This window comes from Egibacteraceae bacterium (genome assembly GCA_040905805.1).
Lineage (GTDB): Bacteria > Actinomycetota > Nitriliruptoria > Euzebyales > Egibacteraceae > DATLGH01.
Genome location: JBBDQS010000002.1, coordinates 33,929 through 60,416 on the forward strand (window position 1 = coordinate 33,929; position 26,488 = coordinate 60,416).

Annotated in this window: 31 protein-coding genes and 1 tRNA gene; 21 read left to right on the plus strand and 11 right to left on the minus strand. The window is 72.0% G+C overall.

Annotated features, from left to right (window positions below; genetic code table 11):
- Positions 1-366: 366 nt before the first annotated feature.
- The 3 genes from WD250_00540 to WD250_00550 all read right to left on the minus strand — a co-directional run bounded on the left by WD250_00540 (position 367) and on the right by WD250_00550 (position 3,020).
- Positions 367-1,704 (minus strand): permease prefix domain 1-containing protein, encoded by a 1,338-nt coding sequence (locus WD250_00540; GenBank protein MEX2618682.1) that lies wholly within the window; start codon positions 1,702-1,704, stop codon positions 367-369.
- An 8-nt stretch (positions 1,705-1,712) separates the two neighbouring features.
- Positions 1,713-2,072 carry a PadR family transcriptional regulator gene (locus tag WD250_00545; protein MEX2618683.1) on the minus strand — a complete coding sequence of 120 codons (360 nt, stop codon included), beginning with the start codon at positions 2,070-2,072 and terminating at the stop codon, positions 1,713-1,715.
- Between the two features lie 120 nt (positions 2,073-2,192).
- Positions 2,193-3,020: a maleylpyruvate isomerase N-terminal domain-containing protein gene (locus WD250_00550; GenBank protein MEX2618684.1), complete on the minus strand. Its 828-nt coding sequence runs from the start codon at positions 3,018-3,020 to the stop codon at positions 2,193-2,195.
- Between the two features lie 159 nt (positions 3,021-3,179).
- Between WD250_00550 and WD250_00555 the strand changes: the two genes are divergently transcribed.
- The gene (locus WD250_00555; GenBank protein MEX2618685.1) at positions 3,180-3,512 is read left to right on the plus strand and encodes a metalloregulator ArsR/SmtB family transcription factor; all 333 of its coding nucleotides are present in this window, start codon (positions 3,180-3,182) and stop codon (positions 3,510-3,512) included.
- Positions 3,513-3,544: 32 nt separating this feature from the next.
- On the plus strand, positions 3,545-4,180 hold the full coding sequence (locus WD250_00560; protein MEX2618686.1) for a cation transporter: 636 nt from the start codon (positions 3,545-3,547) through the stop codon (positions 4,178-4,180).
- A 703-nt stretch (positions 4,181-4,883) separates the two neighbouring features.
- Here WD250_00560 and WD250_00565 read toward each other — a convergent pair.
- Positions 4,884-4,959, minus strand: a tRNA-Pro gene (locus WD250_00565).
- Between the two features lie 69 nt (positions 4,960-5,028).
- On the opposite strand from WD250_00565, the gene WD250_00570 reads away from it, so the two are divergent.
- The 14 genes from WD250_00570 to WD250_00635 all read left to right on the plus strand — a co-directional run bounded on the left by WD250_00570 (position 5,029) and on the right by WD250_00635 (position 16,463).
- Positions 5,029-5,655 (plus strand): CDP-alcohol phosphatidyltransferase family protein, encoded by a 627-nt coding sequence (locus WD250_00570; GenBank protein ID MEX2618687.1) that lies wholly within the window; start codon positions 5,029-5,031, stop codon positions 5,653-5,655.
- Positions 5,656-5,685: 30 nt separating this feature from the next.
- The gene (locus WD250_00575) at positions 5,686-6,510 is read left to right on the plus strand and encodes a DUF881 domain-containing protein (protein MEX2618688.1); all 825 of its coding nucleotides are present in this window, start codon (positions 5,686-5,688) and stop codon (positions 6,508-6,510) included.
- Positions 6,507-6,839 carry a small basic family protein gene (locus tag WD250_00580; protein MEX2618689.1) on the plus strand — a complete coding sequence of 111 codons (333 nt, stop codon included), beginning with the start codon at positions 6,507-6,509 and terminating at the stop codon, positions 6,837-6,839. Before WD250_00575 ends, WD250_00580 begins: the two co-directional genes overlap by 4 nt.
- A 58-nt stretch (positions 6,840-6,897) precedes the next feature.
- The gene (locus tag WD250_00585) at positions 6,898-7,671 is read left to right on the plus strand and encodes a DUF881 domain-containing protein (GenBank protein ID MEX2618690.1); all 774 of its coding nucleotides are present in this window, start codon (positions 6,898-6,900) and stop codon (positions 7,669-7,671) included.
- Between the two features lie 63 nt (positions 7,672-7,734).
- Positions 7,735-8,115: a glycine cleavage system protein GcvH gene (gcvH, locus tag WD250_00590; GenBank protein ID MEX2618691.1), complete on the plus strand. Its 381-nt coding sequence runs from the start codon at positions 7,735-7,737 to the stop codon at positions 8,113-8,115.
- Positions 8,116-8,209: 94 nt separating this feature from the next.
- Entirely contained in the window at positions 8,210-8,719 is a 510-nt protein-coding gene (locus tag WD250_00595) for an FHA domain-containing protein (protein ID MEX2618692.1), read from the plus strand.
- Between the two features lie 14 nt (positions 8,720-8,733).
- Entirely contained in the window at positions 8,734-9,513 is a 780-nt protein-coding gene (locus WD250_00600; protein MEX2618693.1) for a MerR family transcriptional regulator, read from the plus strand.
- 7 nt (positions 9,514-9,520) lie between these two features.
- Complete coding sequence (locus tag WD250_00605) at positions 9,521-10,669, plus strand: D-alanyl-D-alanine carboxypeptidase family protein (protein MEX2618694.1); 1,149 nt, start codon at positions 9,521-9,523, stop codon at positions 10,667-10,669.
- A 101-nt stretch (positions 10,670-10,770) separates the two neighbouring features.
- Complete coding sequence (locus WD250_00610) at positions 10,771-11,241, plus strand: bifunctional nuclease family protein (protein ID MEX2618695.1); 471 nt, start codon at positions 10,771-10,773, stop codon at positions 11,239-11,241.
- Positions 11,242-11,378: 137 nt separating this feature from the next.
- Positions 11,379-11,933 (plus strand): MerR family transcriptional regulator, encoded by a 555-nt coding sequence (locus WD250_00615; GenBank protein ID MEX2618696.1) that lies wholly within the window; start codon positions 11,379-11,381, stop codon positions 11,931-11,933.
- A gap of 92 nt (positions 11,934-12,025) precedes the next feature.
- On the plus strand, positions 12,026-13,360 hold the full coding sequence (gene gcvPA / locus WD250_00620) for an aminomethyl-transferring glycine dehydrogenase subunit GcvPA (GenBank protein MEX2618697.1): 1,335 nt from the start codon (positions 12,026-12,028) through the stop codon (positions 13,358-13,360).
- Positions 13,361-13,362: 2 nt separating this feature from the next.
- Complete coding sequence (gene gcvPB / locus WD250_00625) at positions 13,363-14,847, plus strand: aminomethyl-transferring glycine dehydrogenase subunit GcvPB (GenBank protein MEX2618698.1); 1,485 nt, start codon at positions 13,363-13,365, stop codon at positions 14,845-14,847.
- Between the two features lie 3 nt (positions 14,848-14,850).
- Complete coding sequence (locus tag WD250_00630) at positions 14,851-15,627, plus strand: DNA-formamidopyrimidine glycosylase family protein (protein MEX2618699.1); 777 nt, start codon at positions 14,851-14,853, stop codon at positions 15,625-15,627.
- A 50-nt stretch (positions 15,628-15,677) separates the two neighbouring features.
- Positions 15,678-16,463, plus strand: a complete 786-nt coding sequence (locus tag WD250_00635; protein ID MEX2618700.1) for a SurA N-terminal domain-containing protein — start codon at positions 15,678-15,680, stop codon at positions 16,461-16,463.
- A gap of 34 nt (positions 16,464-16,497) precedes the next feature.
- On the opposite strand, the gene WD250_00640 is transcribed toward WD250_00635, so the two are convergent.
- Together WD250_00640 and WD250_00645 are read right to left on the minus strand one after the other, a co-directional pair.
- Positions 16,498-17,982 (minus strand): leucyl aminopeptidase, encoded by a 1,485-nt coding sequence (locus WD250_00640; GenBank protein ID MEX2618701.1) that lies wholly within the window; start codon positions 17,980-17,982, stop codon positions 16,498-16,500.
- Positions 17,983-18,064: 82 nt separating this feature from the next.
- Positions 18,065-18,676 (minus strand): 2,3-bisphosphoglycerate-dependent phosphoglycerate mutase, encoded by a 612-nt coding sequence (locus WD250_00645; protein MEX2618702.1) that lies wholly within the window; start codon positions 18,674-18,676, stop codon positions 18,065-18,067.
- Between the two features lie 103 nt (positions 18,677-18,779).
- On the opposite strand from WD250_00645, the gene WD250_00650 reads away from it, so the two are divergent.
- Together WD250_00650 and WD250_00655 are read left to right on the plus strand one after the other, a co-directional pair.
- Entirely contained in the window at positions 18,780-19,727 is a 948-nt protein-coding gene (locus tag WD250_00650) for an acyl-ACP desaturase (protein MEX2618703.1), read from the plus strand.
- A gap of 40 nt (positions 19,728-19,767) precedes the next feature.
- Complete coding sequence (locus WD250_00655; GenBank protein ID MEX2618704.1) at positions 19,768-20,427, plus strand: HAD family phosphatase; 660 nt, start codon at positions 19,768-19,770, stop codon at positions 20,425-20,427.
- A 77-nt stretch (positions 20,428-20,504) separates the two neighbouring features.
- Here the strand turns inward: WD250_00655 and WD250_00660 are convergent, their stop codons facing one another.
- The 3 genes from WD250_00660 to WD250_00670 form a co-directional block, all read right to left on the minus strand.
- Positions 20,505-21,116, minus strand: coding sequence for a TetR/AcrR family transcriptional regulator (locus WD250_00660; protein ID MEX2618705.1), 612 nt, complete (start codon positions 21,114-21,116; stop codon positions 20,505-20,507).
- 100 nt (positions 21,117-21,216) lie between these two features.
- The gene (locus WD250_00665; protein MEX2618706.1) at positions 21,217-22,272 is read right to left on the minus strand and encodes an ATP-dependent DNA ligase; all 1,056 of its coding nucleotides are present in this window, start codon (positions 22,270-22,272) and stop codon (positions 21,217-21,219) included.
- The gene (locus tag WD250_00670) at positions 22,269-23,021 is read right to left on the minus strand and encodes an SDR family NAD(P)-dependent oxidoreductase (protein ID MEX2618707.1); all 753 of its coding nucleotides are present in this window, start codon (positions 23,019-23,021) and stop codon (positions 22,269-22,271) included. The genes WD250_00665 and WD250_00670 overlap by 4 nt, the downstream gene beginning before the upstream one ends.
- A gap of 68 nt (positions 23,022-23,089) precedes the next feature.
- Between WD250_00670 and WD250_00675 the strand changes: the two genes are divergently transcribed.
- The 3 genes from WD250_00675 to WD250_00685 are packed head-to-tail and all read left to right on the plus strand — an operon-like array spanning position 23,090 to position 24,895.
- Entirely contained in the window at positions 23,090-23,944 is an 855-nt protein-coding gene (locus WD250_00675; protein MEX2618708.1) for a 5'-3' exonuclease, read from the plus strand.
- Entirely contained in the window at positions 23,937-24,434 is a 498-nt protein-coding gene (locus WD250_00680) for a hypothetical protein (protein ID MEX2618709.1), read from the plus strand. The genes WD250_00675 and WD250_00680 overlap by 8 nt, the downstream gene beginning before the upstream one ends.
- Positions 24,431-24,895: a hypothetical protein gene (locus WD250_00685; protein MEX2618710.1), complete on the plus strand. Its 465-nt coding sequence runs from the start codon at positions 24,431-24,433 to the stop codon at positions 24,893-24,895. Before WD250_00680 ends, WD250_00685 begins: the two co-directional genes overlap by 4 nt.
- 288 nt (positions 24,896-25,183) lie before the next feature.
- Here the strand turns inward: WD250_00685 and WD250_00690 are convergent, their stop codons facing one another.
- Positions 25,184-25,567, minus strand: a complete 384-nt coding sequence (locus tag WD250_00690) for a J domain-containing protein (GenBank protein MEX2618711.1) — start codon at positions 25,565-25,567, stop codon at positions 25,184-25,186.
- Positions 25,568-25,591: 24 nt separating this feature from the next.
- The coding region (locus WD250_00695; GenBank protein ID MEX2618712.1) for a hypothetical protein at positions 25,592-26,488 on the minus strand (897 nt) is incomplete at its 5' end.

Here is a 26,488-nt window from a genome sequence, read left to right on the forward strand (position 1 = left end):
GAGGGGAGTGCGTCGGGAATCGACTGGTGTCCACGCTGTGATCTGCGCATCGACACATGCCCGGCAGGGGAGCACAGCCATGCGTTTGCCTGGGACATCGCTCAGACGCTCGCCGGCGGATTCGACCGTCTCGAGGCGTGGTGCGACACGCTCCGGCTGCGCAGCGGTGACACCGTGGGATGGAAACCACTCACGGGGGCCGCGCAGCATCCTCAGGACGAGGCGCGACGACTCTTCCTGTGGGACGACGGGGTGATGGCCACCACCCGAGACGATCTCGTACCCGTGCGTGGGCATGACCGCAGCGCTGCCTCGGACCCTGAGACGTGAATGGCTGGAGCTTGCGGAGGCGATTCTCAGCGCCCATCACGTGAAGGCGAAGAGCAGGGGGAGGACGGTGACGACGGTCGCTGCCCAGAGGGCGAAGACGGGCAGGTAGGAGGTCTGCCACCGTTCGAGGCGGTGGAAGGCGATGCGTCCGGTGAGGAATCGGGCGGACAGCCAGGCGGTACCGACCAGGTTCACCAGCAGGACGAGGTTCAGGCCAAGCGCTGCCGCGCGGTTGGGGGTGAACCCGAGGTCGCCGATGCGGGCCACCATCGCGGCGAGCACCATCGCGTCGAGCACGAGGGCGCTGGCGATGGTGAGCAGCTGGACGCGGTCCACCAGCCCGGCAGGGCGGGACGGTTCCCGCGCGGACAGCGCGTAGAGAACGAGCCCGAGCACGACCACCATGAGGGCGTCGAAGACGCTCAGCAGCTCACGGTCGAACGCGCTGGCGACCCCGGTCACGGCGTAGGTGGCCGCGGCGACCGTCAGCATCACGGCGAACAGGGGGGTGAAGATCATGGTGAGCACCGGTGCCATGTTCTCGACCACCTGCTGCTTTGACTCCACGAGCCATGCCGCGACGATCACCGCGCCGGCCGCACCCGAGGGCAGCACCCACTCGATGACCCGTTCGGCGAGGTCGGGCCCGATCGGCTCGAGGATCAGGGCGGTGAGCCCGAGCAGCACGCCGCCGCCCAGCGCGATGAGCACGTAGTAGATGGCCCATTCGCCGGTGAACCGGACGAAGTCCATGCGCCGCTCGTGCGATCGGATCGTGCCGCCCATGTAGGGGTAGGCGACCATGAGCCACAAGAGGACGGGCAGATGCAGCGCGACGAGGAGCTCGGTCGCCGAGCCCGCCCGGTACGGATAGACGTTGACGACCAGGGCAAGGACCGCGAACGGCGCGGTCGTGCGCACCCATTCGCGGATGTCGAGGTGGCGTCGGCGCGCGAAGTACCCGGCGAGCAACGGCACCACGAACAGACCGACGTTGCGCAGCAGCCACACGGGTGGTTCCTCGCCGGGGACCTGGGCAACGAGCCGGATGACCTGGATGGCCACGCCCGCAGCCAGGGCGAAGACGAGCGCCTCCAACCATCCGCTGGCCGGGCGTTCGGGCTCGTCCTGCCCCGCCAGGACCAGCTGCTTCCACAGTCGGCCCCGGTGCTCGCGTGCGAACTCCCGCGACAGGGCGTCCACGTCGCCCATGCGCCGCACGGCAACGAGGAAGCCCTCATCAGCGGTGAGCCCGGCCGCGTCCAGCTCCGCGATCTGGTCGCGAAGGTGGCCTTCCAGCTCATCGACGTCACGGCCGTTCACCGCCGGGGCCTTGGCGACGTAGGCCCGCCACTCGGCGATCTGGGACTCCACGCCATCCATCACGCCTCACCCGGCGCCGCCGGCAGCCAACCGACGCCTCGCCAGGCGCCACCCAGCGCCCGTGTGACCGTCACCCACTGCCGTTGCTGCTCGGCCAGCGCGGCACGCCCACCGTCGGTGATCGTGTAGTACCTGCGGCGACGCCCCTCGGGTGGCGTCTGCCACTCCGTGGTCACGTACTCCAGGCGGCGCAGCCGATGCAGCAGCGGATAGAGCATCCCGTCGGTCCACTCCAACTCACCCCCGGAGAGCTCACGCACCCGCTTCAGGATCGCATAGCCGTAGCTCTCACCCTCAGCCAGGATCGCCAAGACCAACGGCGTCGCCGAGGCCGCGACCAGGTCCTTGTCGATGTGCACGCCCACCTCTTCCATTGGCTAGTACCGGTATGCATAGAAGCGCAATGTATAACCCCGCCGCAAGCCCGGGACGCTCGGCCCGCCCCCGTCGCCCGCAACCGGCGTACGCCGGCACGCGGCTCAGGGGTTGGAGAACAGCCCCTTCAACCGCAGCCCCCACCAGGGGCGCCGCCCCCACGTCATCAGCTGGCCCCGGGCGATCGCCCGCCACTGGCTGACCCGCCCGTAGCCGACGAGCAGGAACGCCACCGGGTCGACCGACAGGTGGCAGTCGACCGGCTGCGGTCCCGGTGGCTCCACCAGGGCCGTGCCGTCGTCGACGCGAACGACAAACCGCTGCCCGCCGCGCAGGCGGATGTCGAAGCTGGCGCTGACCCCCTTGGCCGCCGCCACGTCCACGACCATCGGCATCATGGCCGTCACCGCGTGGAAGACCAGGCACGCCTCGTCCTGGCGCATCGGCCAGAGCGAGCCCACCTGTCGCGCGATGTCGTAGCCGTGCACCACCTGCTCGGCCAGCAGGAGACAGGTCGCCGCCGACACCGACAGGGACGCACCGTCGCCGTACCAGGGGGTCGGCATCCGTTCGTCGGGATGGCACCCGGCGCTGGCCGCGAGGAACTCCTCGGAGGCCTGCACGACGTGAGCGCCGAGCGCGGCGAGGTCACGCGGGGGCTCCTCGGCGATCGTCCGCGCGCTGAACGCCGCCAGCCGGTCGTGAAAGGACCCGACCTGCGGAGCCAGGCCCGCCCAGCGCTCACCGTCACCGGAGACCGCGTCGGTGAAGCCCCGCAACGCGATCAGCAGGTGGGCGCCGACGTCGCCGACCGTCCACCGCGTGTCGGCCATGACCTCGGTCTCGGTCAACCCGGCGAACAGGCCCTGGGTGCGGACGGCGACCCGCGCCAGCGCTGCGCGCGCCGCAGCATGGTCATGCACTGCGGTCACAGCCGGACGTCCCACGCGCTACCCCTGTGATCGATCGACCGCTGGAGGATACGCCACGGTCCCGCCCGGCGAGGGCGTCACCCCGCCTCCCCGTGGACCCGCAGGGTCAGTACCGGGGCGACGAGACGACCCGTCAGTGCTTGATGTACTGTTCATGCCATGCTGAACACCACTGCTGGTCTGGATGTGCTCAACCGGTTGGGGAGGGCACTGGCCGACCCGACGCGCAGCCGCATTCTGCTCAAGCTGCTCGAGGGGCCGCGCTACCCGGCGGCCCTGGCCGATGAGCTCCACCTGACCCGCCCGAACGTCAGCAACCACCTTGGTTGCCTGCGTGGGTGTGGTCTGGTGGTTGCCACCCCCGAGGGCCGCCAGATGCGCTACGAGCTGGCCGACTGCAGCCTGGCGCACGCCCTCCGGGACCTGCTGGCGGTCACCCTGGTCGTGGAGGACTCGTGCCCCGACGACCCGGACGGGCGGGGACGCCCGTGAGCGGCGCGAAGGCACGTGCCCCACGGTCGACCTTGCTGCATCGGCGTGTCCGCCTGATCGTCGCGATCACCATCACCTACAACGTCGCCGAGGCGGCGATCGCCATCGCTGCCGGGATGGCCGCGTCCTCGGCCGCGTTGGTCGGCTTCGGGTTGGACAGCACCGTCGAGGTGCTCTCCGCCGCCGCGATCGCGTGGCAGTTCAGTGCCCGCCACCATGCCGACCGCGAGCAGGCGGCTATGCGGCTGATCGCCGTGTCCTTCTTCGCGCTGGCCGGCTACGTCGGGTTCGCGGCGGTCCGGGCGCTGCTCGGCAACGCCGACCCGGCACCCTCCACGGTGGGGATCGTGCTGGCGGCTGCCAGCGTTCTCATCATGCCCACCTTGTCGTGGCTGGAGCGGCGCACCGGACGGGAGCTCGGCTCATCCAGTGTCGTGGCCGACTCCAAGCAGACGCTGCTCTGCGCCTGGCTGTCGGGCACCCTCCTGGTCGGGCTCGCACTCAACGCGACACTGGGTTGGTCCTGGGCCGACCCAGTCGCCGCCCTGGTCATCGCCGCCGTGGCGGTGCGCGAGGGCCGGGAGGCGCTCCGCGGTGAGACGTGTTGCACCGCCACGAGCGCGCTGCTGACCGACGACGTCGCGGACGCCGTCCCACCCGCGCTGTGAACCGCGCGCCGCAGGAGCTCGACGCAAATCGCCGACGCGCTTGGCGTCACCGCGCAGGCCGCGCACCTGGCACGACGGCCAACCCCGTAGTACGGCGGACTCCTACGGTTCCCGCATCCACCAACCGAGCGCCCGCCCGCACGCACGCAGGTTACCCGGCGGTAGATGGGGTGGGAGGGACAGATATGTCGCTGAGACCCAATCTACCGGCCGGTAACCCGGGGGGTGGACCCGACGATCGACGAGATCCGGGCCGTGAGCAGGCGTGCAGGGATCCCCGGAACTCTCAATGGTGGTCCCCGGGGTCTCGGGCTGCCGCTGTGGGCGACCCTCGCGCTGAAGGACGGCGTGCACATCAAGGCCGGGCAGGAGCGGTTCGGGCACTCGTCCATCGCCACACCGGCGATGTGTACAGCCACGTCACCCCCGGCATGCAGGCAGAGGCCGCCGCGCGCGTCGCCCGGGTCATCAACACAGCGCCCGACGCCGACACCATCGGGGAGGGAAGGGGTGAGCCGACGCCGCGCCGTGAGCATTCTGTGAGCATTCACGCCAGAGGCCCCCGGGTGACGGGGGCCTCTGGCGAGCGAAGATGCCGTCTGACGCGTGAATCGCCCGAGCTTGCGAGGTCGATTCTCCGCTGTGCAGGGTGAGGCGGTCGCGCAGCGACCGCCATGAAGGCGCTGACCTGCGGTCTTCTCAGTCGGGATGGGGGGATTTGAACCCCCGATCTCCGGTCCCCCAGACCGGCGCCCTGGACCAAACTGGGCCACATCCCGCAGGTAGCCGCAGGTTACCACGCGCTGCTTGCGAACCCGCGCGTGCCGTCTGCGGCTAGGCTCGCAGCAATGCGATCGGATCGGGTCCGGCAGTTCCAGTGGGGCGCCCGCGGTGAGGGGGACCAGGTGGTCCACGATCGCGTTCTGACCGCGGCGAACGTGATCACCGGGCTGCGACTGCTCGGACTGCCCCTGTTCGTCTGGCTCGTCCTCGGCGCGCAGGCGCTCGGACTCGCCTTCCTCACGCTCGCGGCCGTCGGCGCCACGGACTGGGTCGACGGCTATGTGGCCCGGCGCTTCGACCAGGTCACGCGGCTCGGCAAGATCCTCGACCCCCTGGTCGACCGGGCGTTGCTGGCCACCGCGGGTGTGACGCTGGCCGTCGCCGGCATCATCCCGTGGTGGCTGGTCGCGCTCGTGGTCGGGCGCGACCTGGCGCTGCTCGCCGCCGCGGCGATCATCTTCCACGGCATCCCGCCGATCCCGGTGACCCGCACCGGCAAGGCGGCGACCGCAGCGCTGCTGGTCGCCCTGCCCGCATTCCTGGTGGGCGCCATGGACTGGGCGGGGGCCCGGCTGGTGATGCAGGGCGCCTGGGGCATGGCTGCCGTCGGGGTGCTTGCCTACTACGTGGCCGGGGTGCAGTACGCCCGTGTGACGCGGTCAGGCATGGGACGGTCTGACCAGGAGGTTTAGGTCCATACGGGTGCTACTGTGGAAGGGGCGATGAGCGACCCCGACACGGTGTTCGGGCTGGGGCAACCCGCCACTGACTACCCCGCTGGTCCACCCACGCGGTGGTCACGGCCGTGGGCGACGCCGGTCGTGACCGCGATGACCGCCGCGGGGGCGCTGCTCGTGGGGTTCCTGCTGGTGGCCGGGCTCGTAGCCGGGCGCACGTCGGCGCTCGAGCAGGACGCCCGCAAGGCCGAGCTGATCGCGTTGATCAACGCCCGCCAGGGCCACACCGAGCAGCTGGCGGAGCAGCTCGAGGAGCTGCGGGCGCAGTCGGCCGCGGAGTCAGAAGTCGCCGCGGGGGTCCCGGCGCTGACCGGCTACCTCAGGCAGGTCGAGCAGGCGGCCGGGGTGACCGGGATCCGCGGACCCGGCATGCGCGTCACCCTGAGCGACGCGCAGACCGGCTGTGGCTCCTCGGAAGAGGACTGCAGGATCCAGGACCGCGATCTGCAGCTGGCGGTCAACGCCCTGTTCGCCGCGGGAGCTGAGGCGATCGCGATCAACGGGGAGCGGATCATCGGCACGACGGCGGTGCGCCGGGCGGGCCGCCAGGTGCTCGTCAACTACAAGGTCCTGACGCCGCCCTACGTGGTGGAGGCGGTGGGCAACCCCGACCGGTTGGTGTCGGAGTTCACCGACGCGGAGATCGCGCACCAGTTCGCGATCTGGACCGACGTGTACGGACTCGGGTTCGAGATGGAGACACACCGGGAGCTTGAGATCGCGGGCTACGCCGGCAGCGTGCAGCTGCGCACCGCGCAGCCCTCCGGGGACGGGAGACAAGCTCGGGTGGCCGAGGACGAGGCCCCATGATCCCGCTGATCGCGCTCTTCGTCGGGGCGTTGCTGGGACTGCTGCTGCAACCCACCATCCCTGCGGTGGTGGCGCCGTACCTGCCGGTGGCGGTCATTGCCGCCCTGGACGCGATCTTCGGCGCGACCCGGGCCCGATTCGATGGCACCTTCAGCGAGCGGGTGTTCCTCATCTCGTTCCTCACCAACGTGGTGCTCGCCGTCTTCCTGGTCTTCCTGGGTGACCAGCTGGGGGCCGGCCAGGAGCTGTCGACCGCCGTGCTGTTCGTTTTCGGCGTGCGGATCTTCCAGAACCTCGCGGCCGTCCGACGCCACCTGTTCCGGGCGTGACGGTCATGGGTCGCCGAGTGGCGCAGGGCGGGGGCGGGACGCCTACCATGGATCCGCAATGACCGACACGGTGCCACCTCGCGTGCAGCGGCAGGAGCAGTCCCGTGCTTCCTCCGGTCCCGACCAGCCGCGGGGCCGCGGCGCCACGACGGTGGCCGTGGCCTTGGCCTGTGGGCTGTTGGGCTTCGTGCTCATGACGCAGATCCGTGCGAGCGAGACCCTGGGGACGCAGCTCGAGGGAGAGCGCGAGGAGGACCTCGCGACGATCCTCGCGAACCTGTCGACCGAAACCGACCGGCTCCAGGGAGAGTTCACCGACCTGCGGTTGACGCTGCTGGCCTTCGAGGGCTCGGCCGAGCGCGATGGCTTGGCCCTGCGCAACCTCCAGCGTCGCCTGGACGACTTCAGCATCCTCGCGGGAGCGGTCGCTGCCGAGGGCGAGGGCATCGTGCTCACCATCGCCGACGGACGCGCAGACCTGCGTCCCGAGCACATGGTCGACACGGTGCAAGAGCTGCGGGACGCCGGCGCTGAGGCCATCGACGTCAACGGGGTCCGACTGGTCGTCTCGTCCGCGTTCAGCGTGCGCAACAACCGGTTGGTCGTGGACAGCACGCCCATCGCCCCGCCCTTCCGCATCGCGGCGGTGGGGCCCGCGGAGACCATGGCCCGGGCGCTGTCGATCCCGAACGGGGTCATCGACACCCTGGAACGCGCCAGCGGCGAGGTGGTTGCCTCGGTCGACACCAGGGCCGACCTGACCGTGCCGGCCCGGGGCGAGCCGGCCCCGTTCGTTTTCGGGGAGCCGGTGATCACGGACAGCGCCGATTAGGTGCACCGTGCAGAGGCGGTAGCATCCACGCCGCAGGTTCCGGCGGCTGGGAGGAGAGGGGCATTGAACCCCGACGATCTGAGGTACACCAAGGAACATGAGTGGACACGCCGCGACGGCAGCCATGTGACGGTGGGCATCACGCAGTACGCCCAGGACGCGCTGGGTGACGTGGTCTACGTCGACCTCCCGGCGGCCGGCACCAGGGTGGAGGTGGGCCAGCCGTTCGGGGAGGTCGAGTCGACCAAGAGCGTCTCGGACCTCTACGCGCCCGTGAACGGCACCATCGTGGAGCGCAACGAGAACCTCGAATCGGCCCCGGAGCTCGTGAACTCAGACCCGTACGGCCAAGGTTGGATGGTCGTGATCGATGCGGACGACCCGGCGGCCGTCGACGAGCTCCTCGGGGCGCAGGAGTACGCCAAGCTCACCGAGACGCCGTAATCGTCGAGGGCCCCCTTCCAGCCGCGGGCGGGCCTCCGGTGCTACCATGCCGCGCCACACTCGACGACACCTGTCGATCGGCGTAGGGGAGATGATGTACTGCACACACTGCGGTCACCAGAACCCCCCTGACAGCAACTTCTGCGCGAACTGCGGCCGTCCCCTGACCGTCCCTGCGCACGGGGCGGACACGACCACGGGTGCCATCCCCACCGAGGACCAGCACGAGGATGGGCCGAGCGCGGAAGAGGACGACGACGACGCGCTCGTGGCCGCGGAGCTGGTCCGCAACCTCGACGCGGGCACCGCCCTGCTGATGTCCGCGCGCGGTCCGAACGAGGGTGCGCGATTCCTGCTGGACCGCGACGTGATCGCGGTTGGCCGGCACCCGGAGAGTGACATCTTCCTGGACGACATCACGGTCTCCCGCCGCCACGCCGAGTTCCGGCGGGACGCCCAGCGCTTCTGGGTGCACGACGTCGGCAGCCTGAACGGCACCTACGTCAACGGCCACCGTGCCGACGACCAGATGCTGAGCACCGGGGACGAAGTCCAGATCGGCAAGTTCAAGCTCGTCGCGTTCGTGGCCGAGCCCTCGCTGTGAGCAGTGGATAGGCCGTGACAGCTGACGGCTTCACGATCGGCGAGGTGCTGAGCCAGCTCAAAGAGGACTTCGAGGACATCACCATCTCGAAGATCCGGTTCCTCGAGAGCGAAGGGCTGATCTACCCTGACCGGACGGAGTCCGGATACCGCAAGTTCACCGCCGACGACATCGACCGGTTGCGCTTCATCCTGACGGCTCAGCGCGACCACTACCTCCCCCTGCGGGTCATCCGCGAACAGCTGGGACGCCTCGACGCCGGCGAGCCGCCCGACACGTCGGTGGGGCCGGTGGCCGAGCTGGGCGCCCTGGACGGTGACGGGCTGTCGGCCAAGCGAGCCGCCGACATCGCCCGGGCCCTGGAAGCTGCGGGGGGCGGCGACGACCAGCCGCTGCTCGACCAGCCCGCTGCGCGCGTCACGTTGTCCTACCGGGAGTTCTGCGACGCCACCGGCCTGGAGAGCGACGTGGTCAAGTCCCTGCGGGAGTACGGGATCATCGGTCAGCGTGACGACGACGGGGGCGCCTTCGATGCGGACGACCTGCTAGCCGCCCGTGCCGCCCGCGACCTGCTGCGCCTCGGTCTGGAGCCACGCCATCTGCGCATGTACCGACAGTTCGTCGACCGGGAGCTCGCGTTGTTCGAGCAGCTGGTCACCCCCCTGCTGCGCCAGCGCAACCCGGAGGCCCGGCGCCAGGCGACGCGGCAGCTGGAGGAGCTCGCCGGCCTGACCGGGCGCATGAAGCGAGCGCTGCTCGTGCGTGCGCTGCGGGTCTACGTCCATCGGGGATAGTGGCACGGTGACCGCCACGCGCTGCGCCCGTCTGCTCGTGACGGCCCTCCTGATGGTGGGGCTTGCCGCCGCGCCGGTGGGTGCCGCACCGCCGGAGGTGAGCGCGACCGGCGCGGTGCTGTGGGACCCTGCCGATCAACGGGTGCTCTACGGCCTCCACGAGACCGTGGGTCGACCCATGGCCTCGACCACGAAGATCATGACCACCCTGCTGGCGCTGGAGGCCGGCGCTGCCAACGAGATGCTCACCGTCTCCCCAGGGGCAGCCAGCCAGACCGGCGCGAGCCTCGGGCTGGTGGCCGGGCAGCGGCTGCCGATGCGCAGCGTGCTTGCCGGGCTCATGCTCCGCAGTGGCAACGACGCGTCGCAGGCCGTCGCCGAGCACGTCGCCGGCAGCGAGGCGGCCTTCGTCGCGCGCATGAACAGTCGGGCTGCCGAGCTCGACCTGACTGCCACCAACTTCCTGAACGCGTCCGGGCTCACCGACGATCTCTCGCACCACGCCAGCCCGCTGGACCTGGCGCGCCTGGCGGAGGTCGCGATGGCAGACCCCGACTTCGCCGGGTGGGCCGGTTCCCGGCACCTGACGGTCCCGGGGCTGCCGCCCATGGAGAACCGCAACGAGCTCATCGGCCGTTACCCGGGCGCCACAGGGGTGAAGACGGGTTTCACGACCTTGTCGGGCCTCAGCCTGGTTGCGAGCGCGAACCGTGCGGGGCGCACCCTGTACGCCGTGGTACTCGGCAGCGAGGACAACTTCCGCGACGGACGGGCGCTGCTCGACCACGGTTTCGACGACTTTCGCCGTGCCCAACCGCTCTCCCCGGGTGACACCGCCACCGTCTACCGGTGGGCCGACGACGCGGTCGGGCTCGTGGCCGACGGTGCCCTCGGCGTCACGGTGCCCGTCGACGGGTCGGTCGTCACCTGGCGCACCGCGGTCGACCCCGCCCGCTCCCGTCCCGTGCAAGCCGGTGCGGTGCTCGGCGAGGCGCACCTGCTGGTGGACGGCGACGTCGTGCGGACCGTGCCCCTGCGCGCCGCGAACGACGTGGGCGATGCCGAAGCCGCACCGGCGGCGATCCGGGCCGGCGCGGCGGTGCAGGAGGCGCTGCGGGCCTTCGCGCGTCTGCGCGAGACCGACCGCGCCGCCTGAGTGCCTGGGGCACCGCGAACGTCGGCGGGGGCACTCATTGAGGGGGGTGCGGGCGCAACGTACACTCGGCGTCCATCAAGGCCTGTGGGTCAGGAGACGCCGTGATCGAGCTGGAGCTGGTGGGTGTGCGGGTCGAGCTGCCGCACAACCAGCCGATCGTCCTCCTCAAGGAGCGCACGGGCGAGCGGTTCCTGCCGATCTGGATCGGCGCGGTCGAGGCCACGTCGATCGCGTTCGCCCTGCAGGGGGTGGTGACCGCCCGTCCCATGACCCACGATCTCATGCGGGACCTCCTGTCGAACCTGCACGTGGTGGTCGACCGCGTGGTCGTCACCGAGCTGCGCGACGGTACGTTCTACGCCGAGATCCAGATGACCCAGGACGGCCACTCGATCGTGGTGTCGTCCCGGCCCTCGGATGCGATCGCCCTGGCGGTGCGCGCCACCGTGCCGCTCTTCGCCGACGAGTCCGTGCTGACCGAGGCCGGCATCGAGATCGAGGACGAGGACGAGGACGAGGTCGAGCGGTTCAAGGAGTTCCTCGACCAGGTCACCCCCGAGGACTTCCGGTAGCGCCGCGGGGCCTCGGGTCGGGGGCGTCGGGCTCGCCGGGGCGGAGGATGCTGTTGACCGCGCACCAGCTGACGGGCTAGGGTCCGCGTAACTACGGCGATGAAATATACGGGCAAGACGATGTGAAGGGACCCCCCGTGGCGACGCCGCGTTCGAACCGGTACCTGCGGGACATCCCCCTGCCGGGGCTCGAGGATGGTCAGACGGGGTACCGGGGTCCGGCGGTCTGCAAGATCGCGGGGATCAGCTATCGCCAGCTGGACTACTGGACCACCACCGGCCTCATCTCCCCTTCGGTGCGCGGCGCCGACGGGTCCGGGTCCCAGCGCCTGTACTCCTTCGACGACATCGTCGTGCTGAAGGTCATCAAACGGCTGCTGGACACGGGGGTGAGCTTGCAGCGCATCCGCTCGGCCATCGACTTCGTGCGTGAGCGCGGGCTGTCCCTCAAGCACCTGACCCTGATGAGCGACGGCCGTCGCGTGTACGCCCTCGACGACAACCGGGCCATCATCGACCTCATCAAGCGCGGCCAGGGGGTTTTCGCGATCGCGGTGGACCCGTTGTACGAGGAGCTCGAAGCGCAGATCACCGACCTTCCGGCGGAGCGTGCCACCCCGGCGGTCAGCGGCCATCCCGCTGCGCCGGCCCGTGACGCCGACGAGGCGAGCGAGGCGGCCGGGGGCAGCTGAGGGCCGGTCCCGCGACGACCCGGCCATTAACCGGTTCGTGGCAGGTGCGATAGGTTGCGGCGTGAGCCCGCCGCACACGAGGAGTTCGTCGCTTGCGCTTCGCCCCCCATACCGATGCCGACGTCAGGACCATGCTGGACGTCATCGGCAAGCCGTCCCTGGCGGCCTTGTTCGACCACCTGCCCCCAGGCGTCCTCGCGGGCGACGACTGGGATCTCGCCGCTGGTCTCAGCGAGGACGAGGTGACCACCCGGCTGGCCGGGTTCGCCGCCGCCAACAACACCCGTGCGGTGTGCTTCGCCGGCGGGGGCGCCTACGACCACTTCGTCCCCGCCGTCGTCGGGGCCCTGGTGTCACGCGGCGAGCTGCTGACCGCCTACACCCCCTACCAACCCGAGGTCAGCCAGGGGCTGCTGCAAGCGCTGTTCGAGTACCAGACGGTCGTCACCGAGATCACCGGGCTGCCGGTCTCCAACGCGAGTCTGTACGACGGCGGCAGTGCCGTCGCCGAGGCCGTCGCCATGGCCTGCGCGTCCACCCGCCGCAACCGGGTCGTGCTGTCGATGGGCGTCGACCGTCCCAGCCGCGACATCGTGCGGACCTACGGTCATCCGGTCGACCGTCAGGTGGAGGAGCTGGCCTACGACAGCCATGGCCGCACGCCGGTCGTCGACGTGCCCGCCGACGCCGCAGCGGTGGTGATCGCCCAGCCCAACGCGCTGGGCGTGGTGGAGGACGTGGCCGCCTGGGCCGACCGGGCGCATGCCGTGGGCGCCCAGCTGGTCGTCAAGCTGGAGCCGACTGCCGTGGGCCTGCTCCAGACCCCGGGCAGCCAGGGCGCCGACCTGGTGATCGGGGAGGGACAGCCCTTGGGTCAGGGGTTGGTCTACGGCGGGCCCACCTTCGGCTTCCTTGCCTGCCGCGAGGACCAGGTGCGGCGCCTGCCCGGTCGCCTGGTCGGCGAGACGGTCGACGCGCACGGGACCCGCGGCTACGTCATGACCCTGCGTCCCCGCGAGCAGGACATCAGACGCGAGAAGGCGACGAGCAACATCTGCACGAACCAGACCCTGACCGCGGTGGCGGCCCTGATCTACCTCACGTGGCTCGGCCCACAGGGCCTGCGTGAGCTCGCCATCACCTGTCTCGCCCGTGCCCACCACGCAGCCGAACGGCTCACCGCCGTGGACGGCGTCACCCTGGCCGTGGACGGCCCGTACCTGAAGGAGTTCGCCCTGCGTCTCGCGGTGCCTGACCCCCACGATGCCGTCCGCCGGCTGCACGACGCCGGCTACCTCGTCGGACCGGTGGTGGCCGATGGACCGGCGGCGGGCGCGGTGCTCGTCGCGACCACGGAGCGGCGCAGCCGCGACGAGGTGGAAGGCCTGGCTGATGCACTGGCCCGCGTCCTGAAGGAGGTGGGCTAGCCATGCCGGTCATGGGCGACCGCACCCTGCCAGAGACGACCATCTTCGAGAAGTCCCGCCCGGGTCGGCGGTCGGCGACCTTCCCCGCGCTCGACGTTCCTGCGGTCGACCCGGCCGCCGTGCTGCCGGGTGTCGAGCTGGCCGAGGCCATGCCCGCGCTGCCGGAGGTGGGGGAGATGGAGCTGGTGCGCCACTTCACCCGCCTCTCCCACCGCAACCACGGGATCGACGTGGGGTTCTACCCGTTGGGGTCGTGCTCCATGAAGTACAACCCGCGGATGGCCGAGACGATCGCCGGGCTGTCCGGCTTCCGCGACCAGCACCCGTGGGCCCCCGACGCCGCCTGCCAGGGCACGCTCGCCCTGCTCGGCGACCTCCAGCACTGGCTGTGCGCGCTGACAGGCCTGTCTGCGGCGACGTTCCAGCCCGCCGCCGGCGCCCATGGTGAGCTCACAGGGCTGATGCTGATCCGCGCCTACCACGAGGACCGCGGCGACGCCCGGCGCACCGTCGTCGTCCCGGACTCCGCGCACGGCACGAACCCGGCGAGCGCGGCGATGTGCGGCTACGACGTCGTCACCGTCCCGTCGGGCCCCGACGGGCTGGTCGACGTGGACGCGCTCGAGCGCTTGGTGGACGAGCACACCGCGGGCCTCATGCTGACGAACCCCAACACGCTCGGCCTGTTCGAGGTGGAGATCGAGCGGATCGCGGGGATCTGCCACCGGGCGGGCGCGCTGCTGTACTACGACGGCGCCAACTTCAACGCGATCATGGGTCGGGTCCGCCCGGGCGACATGGGCTTTGACGTCGTGCACCTGAACGTGCACAAGACCTTCGCGACCCCCCACGGGGGCGGGGGGCCCGGTGCAGGGCCCGTCACCGTGAGCGAGCGCCTCGCGCCGTACCTGCCCGCACCGTTGCTCGTGCGCGACGCCGACGGCACCTACCGTTGGGACAGCGAGCGCCCCAAGTCCATCGGCCGCCTGCACGGGTTCCACGGCAATGTGGCGGTGCTCGTGCGGGCCTACAGCTACCTGCTCTACCACGGCCTGGAGGGCCTGCGGGAGGCCAGCTCCCGGGCGGTGCTGAACGCCAACTACGTCGCGGCGCGCGTCGCGGACCGGCTGCCCCTCGGCTTCGCTCACCATCAGCCGATGCATGAGTTCGTGGCCACCGGCAAGACCTTGAAGGCCCACGGCGTGCGGGTGAGCGATCTGGCCAAGCGACTGATCGACTACGGCTTCCACCCGCCGACCAACTACTTCCCGCTGATCGTCGAGGAGGCGTTGATGGTCGAGCCGACCGAGACCGAGACCCCGGAGACCCTGGACGCGTTCGCGGACGCGCTGCGCGCGATCGTGGACGAGGCCGCTTCCGACCCGGACCTTTTGCGGGACGCGCCGACCACGACGCCGGTCGCGCGTCTGGACGTGGCCCGCGCGGCGCGACACCTCGTGCTGCGCTGGCAACCCGACCGGCCGTAGGCGGTGCCCGAAGGCCACACGATCCACCGTGCGGCCCGTGACCACCGCCGCGACCTCGCAGGTCGTGCGGTGGCGGTCTCGTCGCCGCAGGGACGCTTCGCTGCGGGGGCCGCGCGCCTGGACGGGCGCGTGCTCGTTGACGTCGAGGCGCACGGCAAGCACCTGTTCTACCGCTGGGCGGGGGGCAACGGATCCGGCGACGACACCCTGCACGTGCACCTGGGGCTGATCGGCGCTTTCCGCAGCTTCTGCGGGCCGGCACCGCCACCCACGGCGGGCACCCGACTCGCGCTGCATGGCGGTCAGGTGACCGTCTACCTGACGGGACCGCTCGCCTGCGAGCTGACCGATCCTGACGAGGAGGCGCGTCTGCGGGCACGGCTCGGCCCGGATCCGCTGCGCCGCGACGCCGACCCCACCGTCGCGTACGCCGCGTTGCAGCGCCGGCGCATCCCGATCGGCGCGGCGTTGCTCGACCAGGCGGTGGTCGCCGGCGTGGGCAACGTGTTCCGCGCCGAGGCGCTCTTCGTCTGCGGCATCGATCCCGCCCGGCCGGCGAACAGCCTGGACCGCGCGGCGTTCGACGCGTTGTGGGCGACCCTGGTGGCGATGCTGCGCAAGGGCGTCCGCCAGGGGCGCATCGCCACCGTCGGACGCGACGGGCGCTACGTGTACCAGCGCGCCGGGGAGCCGTGCCGTCGGTGCGGGGCGCTGGTCGTCGGACACACGGTGGCAGGTCGCACGCTGTTCTCGTGTCCCACCTGCCAACGCGGCACTTGAGCGCGGCCTGGCGTACGGTGGGCCCTCCGATCACGATAGAAGGCTTGTTCATGCGTATGGCGAAGTACGTCGCGGTGCTCGCGGCGCTGGCACTGGCGGTCGCTGCCTGCGGTGACGACGCCGCGGACGACACGACCCCCGCGGGCGACGACGACGAGGTCTCCGCGCCCGAGGACGACGGACCCGCAGCCGGGCTCGACGACGACGTCGCGGCGGTGGTCAACGACGATGAGATCAGCCTCGATGACGTCGAGCAGCAGGTCGAGTCCTTCGCCAACAACCCGCAGGTCGCCGAGGCGCTGGAGGGCCCCGAGGGCGAGCAGACCTTGGAGCTCCTGCGGGCACAGGTGGTCTCGACGATGATCATCAACAAGCTGGCCATCGCGGCAGCCGAGGACCTCGACAACCCGGTCACCGACGAGGACATCGCCGCGGCTCGGGGCGAGCTCGAGGACGAGACGGGTGGAGCGGAGAACCTGGCGACGGCCCTGGAGGCGGAGGGGATGAGCGAGGACCAGCTCACGGTCCAGCTGCGTGCGCTCGCCGCGCTGCGCAACATCGAGACCGCGCTCGCCGAGGGGGGCGACGCCGACGAGGACGATGCCGAGGAGGGCGAGGAGGGCGATGCCGAGGAGGGCGAGGAGGGCGATGCCGAGGAGGGCGACGACCCCGAGACCCTGGCGCAGCGGTTCATCCAGGAGCGCCTGCAAAGCGCCGACGTCGTCATCAACGACGACATCGGCACGTGGGACGCCCAGACCGGCCAGGTCACGCCGCCGGGTGGTTTGCCGCAGCAGCAGCCGCAGCCGCAGCAGCAGTCGCCCGCGCCGGAGTAGGCACGCGGGCGGGCCGCCAGGGGCCCCGGGCGCCTCAGGCCGCCCGGCGCTCCAGCCAGGCCAGCAGGGTGCGCACGCCGAACCCGGTGGCGCCCGGGGGCAGGTGCCCCCCGGCGAGCTCGGTCGGCAGGAACGCCGGACCGGCGATGTCCAGGTGCGCCCACGCCCGGTCCCCGGTGAACCGACGCAGGAACAGCCCGCCGATGATGGCGCCGCCCCCAGCGCCGTCACCGGTGTTGTTGCAGTCGGCGACGGGGCTGTCGAGCAGGTGCTCCAGCGACGACCACAGGGGCAGAGGCCAGACGTCCTCGCCGGCGATCTCCGCGGCCTGGCGCAGGGAGGCGACGAGGTCGGGATCGGTGCCCATCAGCGCGGCCGCGTAGCGCCCGACCGCCCCGACGGCTGACCCGGTGAGCGTGGCGAGGTCCACCATGGCGTCAGGCTCCAGTCCCGCGCTGTAGTCCAGGGCGTCGGCGAGCACCAGGCGTCCCTCGGCGTCGGTGTCGAGCACCTCGACGGTGCGGCCGCCGTGGATGGTGACCACGTCGCCCGGTCGTTGGGCCGTGCCGTCGGGCATGTTCTCGGCGAGGGGCAGCACGGCCGTGACGTCCAGGCGGATGCCGAGGTCGCCCAGGGCGGAGCAGGTCGCCGCGACCGCTGCCGCGCCGGCCATGTCCGCCTTCATCTCGTCCATGGCGCCGTCGCGCTTGAGCGACAGGCCACCGGTGTCGAACGTGATGCCCTTGCCGATCAGGACCACGTGGCCGAGCGGGTCGGGGGGGCGGTACCGCAGCTCCACCAACCGGGGCGGGGCAGCCGACCCGGCCCCGACCGCGAGGACTCCTCCGAACCCGTCGCGGGCCAAGCGATCCTCGTCGAGGACCACCGCCTCGCAGCACTCGGCGGCGAGCTCGGCGACCGCTGCGGCCAGCGCCGCCGGGCGCTTGCGATCCGGGGGGAGATTGACGAGGTCGCGTGCCGCGAGGGTCGCGCGGGCGTAGATGTCCGCACGACGCACGGCCAGCCGGGCCTCCGACAGGCGGCCGGAGGGGGTCAGGATGATGATCTCCCGCAGCCGGACGGGCTCCGGGTCGCTCTTGAACCGCAGGTCGCGGTAGGCGCCGAGGTGGAAGCCCTCGGCCACCGCCTCCACCGCCGCGCTGGTGCTGTGGACCTCGGCGAGGGTGGTGGCAACCCGGCGGAACCTGGTGCAGGCGCTCGCCGCCACCCCGGCGGCGCGGCGCAGGCGGGCCGGGTCGGTCTCGTTTATCCGCCCGAGACCGACGAACAGCACCCCGTGGCACCGCAACGTCGCGTCGCTGTCAGCTGGCGCGGCGAGCAGCAGGTGCTGGCCGATATCGCCGCGGAAGTCGGGCGTGATCGGCAGGTCCTCGAGCCCCAGGGCCGCCAGGGCGAGCTTCGCGCCAGGCCCCTCGATCCCACCCTTGAAGACGGGGACGACGACCACGTCGGCGCGCACTTCGCGGGGGTCGGCCGCCTCGGCAGTCACCTTCAGCACGACACAGGCCCTTCGATCTCGGTTGGGGGCGAGGAAGTATAGGCGCGACGACCGTGCCGCAGCCCGAGGGCCGGGCGTCCACCTACGCCAGGATGCGCTTGCCCACGGGCTTGCCCGCGGTCATCTCGTAGACCAGCGGCACGCCCGTGGCGATCTCCAGGCTGGTGACCGCCTCGTCATCCAGGTCGTCGAGCTCCTTCACGATGGCCCGCAGGGAGTTGCCGTGGGCGCTGACCAGGACGACGTCGTGCGCCATGGTCGCGGGGACGATCTCGGTGTCGAAGTACGGCAACGTCCGGGTGGTCGTGTCCTTGAGGCTCTCGCCCCCCGGCAGGTCCACGTCGTAGCCCCGCCGCCAGGTGTGGACCTGCGCCTCGCCGAACTCCCGGCGGGCCTCGTCCTTGTTGCGTCCGGTCAGGGCGCCGTAGAAGCGCTCGTTCAGCTGCCACGCCTGGATCTGCGGAAGCTCGTCCTGGCCCAGTGCCTGCAACACGATGCGCCCGGTGTCGATGGCGCGGACCAGCGTCGAGGTGTAGGCCACGTCGACGCGCAGTCCCTCGGCGGCCAGCCGCGCGCCCGCCCCCTGCGCCTCTTGCCGGCCGGTGTCGGACAGCGGGCAGTCGACCCAGCCGGTGAAGCGGTTCTCGGCGTTCCAGGTGGACTGACCGTGGCGAATCAGGATGAGTTGGGCCATGAACGGGAACCCTACCCATGTAGGCGGTTGCGCGCGAACCTACGGACGCGTAGGTTACGGTTGCGTAACCACTTCTTCCGCCCCACGCCAGGAGGCGCCCCACATGCCAACGCGAACCACCGACCGGGACCTGCTCGTCGAGCTGGAGCCCAAAGCGGCCGAGCTGCTCAACCGCCACGAGAAGGTGGCGAAGGAGTGGTTCCCCCACGAGTACGTCCCATGGAGCCTGGGTCGGGACTTCCCCGCCTTCTTCGAGGGCGGCGACGACTGGACCCCCGATCAGCCTCGGCTGACCGGCGTGGCCCAGACCGCGTTCGAGGTGAACCTTCTGACCGAGGACAACCTGCCGAGCTACCACCGTGAGATCCACGAGATGTTCGGTGCTGGCGACGGTGCGTGGATCAACTGGGCGAACCGCTGGACGGCCGAGGAGAACCGGCACGGCATCGTCCTGCGCGACTACTTGGTCGTCACCCGCAACATCGACCCCGTCGAGCTCGAGCGCCAGCGTATGAAGACGATGGAGGCCGGCTACGACCGCGAGGACAAGGACGCGCTGCGCGGCATGGCCTACGTGGCCTTCCAGGAGCTCGCGACCCGGATCAGCCACCGCAACACCGGGATGTACTCCCAGGACCCCGTCGCCGACCGGATCATGTCGCGCATCTCCGCCGACGAGAACCTGCACATGATCTTCTACCGCGACATGCTCCACGCTGCCCTGCGGATCGACCCCTCGCGCACGGTCGAGGCCGTCACGGCCGAGGTCCTGGACTTCGCGATGCCCGGTGCGGTGATCGAGGGCTTCCAGCGCAAGGCCGTGCAGATCGCCAACGCCGGGATCTACGACCTGCGCATCCACCACGACGAGATCCTGTGGCCGCTGCTGCGCCACTGGGGCATCTTCGGCCTCGAGGGTCTCGACGAGGGTGGCGAGAAGGCCCGCCAGGAGCTGGCTGCGCACCTCGAGAGCCTGGACAAGTCGGCCACCCGCTTCGAGGAGAAGCGCGCCGCCCGCGCCGCCAGGGCCGCCGAGAAGGCGTCTGCCTGACCGCAGGGCAGGGTGAGCACCTCGGCTAGGCTGTGCGGCCATGCCGCCGCCGGCGCCCCCGTTTCCCCCCGACGCTGTCGTGTTCGACCTCGACGGGCTGCTGGTCGACTCCGAGGATGCCTGGGCGCGCGCCAGCCGCCGGGTGGTGGAGGACCTCGGTGGGTGCTGGCAGGACGCGGTGCACCGTCGGCTGCTCGGCTCGGGGCCGGCTGAGGCCGCCCGCATCGTCGCCGGCTACCTCGGCGGCGGCCACGACCCGGAGGCGGTCGCCGCCCGGATGCTGGCGGCGGCCGAGGCCGAGTTCGCCAACGGGCTGGTCGCCCGTCCGGGTGCCCTGGCCCTGGTCAGGGCCCTGCACGGGCGCCTGCCGCTGGGGGTGGCGACGAACTCCGTGCGGGTGCTGGCCGAGCGGGCGCTGGAATCGGTGGCGCTCTCGAGCTGGTTCGAGACGCTGGTGTGCGCCGACGACGTCGCGGCGCCCAAGCCGGCCCCCGACCCCTATCTGCTCGCGTGCGCCAACTGCGACGCCAGGCCTGGGCGGTCGGTGGCGCTGGAGGACTCCCCGGCGGGCTCGCACGCCGCCCAGCGCGCCGGCCTGTGGGTGATCGGTTGCCCCTCCCTGCCGGGGGTGGTCCTGCCGGCAGCGGATGTGGTGGTTGCGAGCCTCGCCGACGTCGACGCGGCCGTGCTGGCTCCGTAACTCCATGGCGGTCGCTGCGCGACCGCCCCACCCGGCACAGCTGAGAATCGGCCTCGCAAGCTCGGCCGATTCACGAATCAGCCGGGGCGGGTGGCGGGGTCGCGCGGCAGTCGGGACAGCCCGACGTAGGCCAGCGCGGAGATGTGCGAGGCCACGGTCTCCTTGTCGGGCTCGCGCACCTCGCTCCACCATGCGCCCACGTGCACGACCATGCCGATCAGGGCACGGGCGTAGAGCGGCACGGTCGCCGGATCCAGACCCGACGCGACGAAGAAGCCCGCGAGCACGTCCTCGGCCTTCGACGCCACGTCGGACAGCAGTCCGGCCAACCCACCCCCGGCGAATCCCGACGGCGAGTCGCGGGTCAGCACCCGGAAGCCGTCGGGGTCGGCCTCGATGTAGTCGAGGAAGGCCGCCGCGCTGGCCTGGACCTGGTCGCGGGGACCGATGTCGGGGCCGAGCCGGGCGGTGATCATCTCCAGCAGCCGGCGGGTCTCGCGGTCGACGACGACCGCGTACAGGCCCTCCTTGCCGCCGAAGTGCTCGTAGACGATCGGCTTGGAGACCTTCGCCCGCGCGGCGATCTCCTCGATCGAGGCGCCGAGGTAGCCGTGCTCGGCGAACACCTGCTTGGCGACGCCGACGAGCTGGTTGCGGCGCTGGCTCGCGGTCATGCGCCCCTCGCTCATCGGTGCAACGTAGCACCGGTGCGTGTCCGACCCCGACCACGGCCATCATGCCCACACAACCCGCCCCTGTGTGGCGGTGCGAGCGGGGGTCCGTGGACGGTCAGGTCGCGACGACGTCGGCGAACGTGGGACCCTCGGGACGTTCGAGCTGCTCCAGCGTGCAGTCGGTCGGGTCCTTGTCGGGCCGCCAGCGCTCGAAGCGGGTGGCGTGGCGGAAGCGGTCGCCGGTCAGCTGGTCGTAGCTGATCTGGCACACAAGCTCCGGGCGCACCGGGACCCACGACAGGTCCTTGCCGGCGGACCAGCGGCTCTCCGCGCCCGGGGCGCGCACCGCCCCGCCGCCGCCCAGGGCGGCGTCCTCGGCGGTGACGGTCAGGGGCCGCAGCCGCTCGAGCAGGGCAACCCGGTCGGTGTCACCGAAGCCCGAGCAGTGCCCGATGAAGTGCAGATCACCCCTGTCGTACAGCCCGAGCAGCAGCGAGCCGATGCGGTCGCCCTCCTTGTGCACGCGGTAGCCGCCGACCACCACGTCGGCATCACGGCGGTGCTTGACCTTGACCATCGCGCGCTTGCCCTCCTGGTACACCCCGTCGAGGGCCTTGGCGACGATGCCGTCGCAGCCCGACGACTCGAACTCGTCGAACCAGCGTCGACCCTCCTCGACGTCGGTCGTGGACAGGGTCAGGTGCCAGCGGGCGGGCCCCTCGGCGGGTTCCCCGAGGGCGGCGACCAGGGCGGAGAGGCGCTCCCGGCGCTCGGCGAAGGGGCGCTCCCGCAGGTCCTCGCCGTCCACGGCCAGCAGGTCGAAGGCGACCAGCTCGGCCGGTGTCTGCTCGGCGAGCAGCCGGATGCGGCTATCGGCGGGGTGGATGCGCTGCTGCAGGGCATCGAAGCTGGTCTGCCCGTCCACCACGAGCACGATCTCGCCGTCCACGACCGCCCCGCCGGGCAGCCGCTCGAGCGCCGGCGCGAGCTCAGGGAAGTAGCGCAGCAGCGGACGCTGCTTGCGGCTGTCCAGGCGCGGCTCGGGCCCGCCCCAGGCGAGGGCACGGAACCCGTCCCACTTCGGTTCGTACGCCCAGCCCGGCGGATCGGGCAGGGTGGTGCGGACCCGAGCCTCCATGGGCGTGCGGGGCGCCTCGAACGGCCACGTCACGACAGGTCGCGCAGATCGGTGATCGCCCCGTTGTCGAGGTCGCGGTCGAGCAGCGCCCAGATGCCGGCCGCCGCATCCGCGGGCTCGGTGAGCTGGCCGGACTCGTGCTTGTCGATGAACTTTCCCACCTGCGGGAAGTCGGCCTCGTCCATCGTGCGCATGTACGCCTGCATGCCCGTGTCGACCACCCCGGGGGCCACCGCCAGGACGCGCGTACGGCCGCCACGCCGATCCTGCTCGGCGCCGGCGGCCCGCACCCACATGTCCACGGCGGCCTTGCCCGCCGAGTAGCTCGTCCAGCCCTCGTAGGGGCTCGAGGCGGCCCCCGACGTGAGCATGACCACGACGGCCTCGCCGGCGAAGCCGGACGCCTTGACAGCGGTGAGGAAGCCGTGGCCGAGCGCTTGGGGCGCGGCGGAGTTCAGCAGCACGTTGCGGCGGTACGCGGCCGAGTCGACCTCGCCGGCGAACCCGATGGGGTCGATCGTGCCGGCGTTGTGCACCAACACCGCGCGCTGCCCGGCGAAGTCGGCCAGCTGCGCCCTCATGTGCGCCTCGACGACCGCCCATGACTGCGGGTCCGACAGGTCGGCGGGCAGGTGTTCGATGACCGAGCCCTCGGGCGGGGTCGCCGACGGCCCGGAGCGGGAGACGTCGATGATGCGGGCGTCGGGGTAGGGCACGGACGCGGCCAGCGCTGCGCCGATGCCGCTTGACGCGCCGGTGATCCAGGTGATCGTGTCAGCCATGGCGATGATGCTAGCGATAAGACGGCGGGGGGGACAACGCCGTGCGTGCGTGACCGTATCCTGGCGCCATGCGGCTTCTGCTGGATACCTCGAGTCTGCTCTACCGGGCCTTCTTCGCGTTGCCGGCGTCCATCACCGCCCCGGACGGCACCCCCGTCAACGCGGTCCGCGGCTACCTGGACATGACGGCTCGTCTGGTTGTCGACCGTGGACCCGACGAGGTCGTGCACGTCTTCGACGACGACTGGCGGCCGGCGCCACGCGTGGCGGCGTATGCCGGATACAAGAGCGCCCGAGCCGAGGAGCCCGCCGAGCTCACCGGCCAGTTCGCGCTCCTGCCGACGGTGCTCGACGCCTTCGGCCAGGTGCAGGTGCACGCCCCGGGGTGGGAGGCCGACGACGCGATCGGTGCGCTGTGCCACGCCGCCGCGGGCGACGAGCGCATCGCCGTGGTCACCGGCGACCGTGACCTCCTCCAGCTCGTGCGCGACCCCCACGTGCGGGTGCTGTTCACCGTCAAGGGGGTCTCGGAGCTGGCCGACTTCGACGAGGCCGGCGTCCAGTCCCGCTACGGTGTTCCGCCATCGCGATACGTGGACTACGCGATCCTGCGCGGTGACCCCTCCGACGGGCTGCCCGGAGTGCCCGGGATCGGGGACAAGACAGCGCGCACGCTGGTGGCGGCCTACCCCGACCTCGAGGCGCTGCTCGCCGATGCGCAGGCCCAGACCCCCCGCATGGCCGAGCGGCTCGCCGTCGCCGGGCCCTACGTCGAGGCGATGCGCTCGGTCGTGCCCGTTGAGACCGGGGTGGCCCTCACCACCCGCGCGGGACGCCGTGATGACGCCCTGCTGGACGACCTGGCCGCCCGCCACGGCCTGGAAGGCCCGATCGGGCGCCTGCGGGAGGCGCTCGATGCCTAGGCGACTGGTGGCCGCGCTGGCCATTGCGGTCCTGGCCCTGGGCGGGTGCGGTGAGCCCGACGTCGACCTCGATCTGCCGGCACGGGCGCCCGACCAGCACATCCTGGACACCGCCGGCGTCCTCGACGGCTCGGACGTCGCCGAGCGCCTGGACGCGCTCGCCGACGAGGGGCTGGACATCGTCGCGGTCACCTACGAGACGCCGCGGGCGAGCCTGGGGGAGAGCCGGCGTGCCGGGCAGCTGGTCGTCGAGGAGTGGGGCGCCGACATCGCCCTGGTCGCCGTCGCGGCCCCCGACAACTTCACCAGCACCGACGACCGGACCCGTGAGCGGTTCTTCGGCCTCGAGCCCGCCGGCACCGTCACCGTGCCGCGGGGGCTGCGCGAACGCGTCGCGGAGGAGCGGGCGCCGGTGCTGGCCGAGGTCAACGACTGGCCGGGTGTCTTCGCCATGGCCATCGACGAGATCGAGCGCGAGCTGGTCGAGTGAGGCTCGAGGAGCTGGAGGCGGTGTGCCGGGAGGCGGCCCGGGGGGTCGTGGAGCGGGAGGGGCGGCCCGTGCCCGCCGCGGTGGTGCTGCCTCTGCCCGACACCAACAAGGTCACCACCTTCCCCGACTTCCCCGCCGACGACGCGGGACGCGCCGCGCTGCTCGAGCGCTTCGCCGCCGACGCGGTGCGCCCGGCCAACGCCTCCTGCTTCGGCTTCCTGGCGGAGGCGGCCCTCGACGCGGGTGACGGTGCTCAGGTGGACGTCGTGGTCGTGGCCTACTCCGCCCGCCACCATCACGGCCACGTCACCGCGGCGCCGCTCGACACCGACGGCGTCGGTGCGTTCACCCCGGCCGAGGAGCTCGACCCGGCGGCGATGCCCTTCCTCGCCCCGCTCCAAGAGGCGGTGGACGCCGCGGGGCCGCCCGATGCCCTCGGCGGGGTGCTCCCGACCGACTGACCGACCGACCGACCGGTGAGGCGCTGGTGGACGATGGCACCGGCTACGGCCGAGCCGGTCGCCGCGTTCGTCGCCGGGGCCGCCGGCGGGACGTGCCCGGTGTGGCGGTCGCGCGACCGTCAGCTGCCCCGCCGAAGCCGGCCGCGGGAAACCCGGGCCTCGGGCCGCTCCATGCCGTCCGTGACGCCCGCCTCCCATGCGGATTCCCGCGCGGGCGCGGGAATCCCGGGCCTCCGGGCGATGGCGGACGTCCAGGGCGGGTCGATACCCGGCTGGTGGCGTGCCCGGTCATGTCACGGCGAACAGCAGGGCCGCCCCGGCCAGCAGGACCGCCACGCCCACGCGCAGGCACGCGCGGCTGAAGGTCTGCCGGTACTCCCGTTGCGCGGCGGAGTACGCGCGATCCGCCTGGGCGGTCGCCCGCAGGGCCGCCGCCCCCGCCGGGGTCACCCTCCCGCCGAGCCGGCCACCGCCATCGGTTGCGGGGGCCCTGGGCGGGTCGCGCAGCGCCCGGTACGCCACGTTGGCGCGACGAGCGGTCTCCGCGGCCACCGGGTCCCCCGGACGGCGGTCCGGGTGGTGGTCGCGCATGACCCGCAGGTACGCGGCGCGGATCTCCTCGGGGCCGGCGTCGGGGCGCACCCCGAGGGCCAGGTGGTGGTCGGTCGGCATCGGGCGCCAGCGTAGCGGCGGACCTCACCAGTAGCGGTGGCGCGACAGCGCCGCGCGTGGAGCGCGACGTGCGGGCCGGCGGACCAGGCCCGCACGCATGCCGGCCAGCACGAGCCGGATCACCCGCCCCCGTTGGCCGGCGTAGGGCGCCAGCAACGCCAGCATGCCGGCGTCCGTCCAGGCGCCGTCAGGGCCGTCGCCCGGGCCGCCGTCGAGGGCGCCGCCCACCAGGCTCGGCAGGTGGTAGTCGCCGACGCTGACCGCGTCCGGGTCACCGAGGGCCAGACGGGTCTCCCCGCTGGTCCACACGCCCACGCCGGGCAGCGCGCGCAGGCGCCGGTCCAGCAGTGCCCAGTCGCCGACCACCGCCTCCAGGCGGTGGTCGGCGACGGCACCGGCGTGCAGGGCCCGCGCCCCCCGCAGCGACACCCCGCACCGGCGCAGCGACCAGGCCGGTGTCGCGCCCAGACGGGCCGCGGTCGGCCAGCACCACAGGTCGCCGGCCGCCGCGGGCTCGCCGACCATGGCCGCGAGCTGGGCGGTCGACCGGACCGCTTCGAGGCTCTGGACCAGCTGGGCGATGACGGCCCGCCCCAGCGCCTCCCCCACGCGGGGCATGCGCGAGAGCACCGGCGCGCCCAGCCTTGCGTACAGCCCCCGCAGCGTCACGTGCGGCACGACCAGCTCGCCGAACCCTTCGGCCGAGTCGTGCCCGCCCGTCCAGGCGACCGCCGCCGCCAGCGCCTGCTCGACGGCGTCGGCCGGGGTGGGGGCCGGTCCCCAGACCTCGCAGGCCACGCCGTCATGCGTCGGGCGGGCCGCCAGCACCAGGGGCCCGCACGGGCCGGGCTCGGCCCGGCGGACGGTGCCCCCGGGCCCGCGCGCGGCCCACCCCCGCTGTCGGACGACGGCCGGATCGGC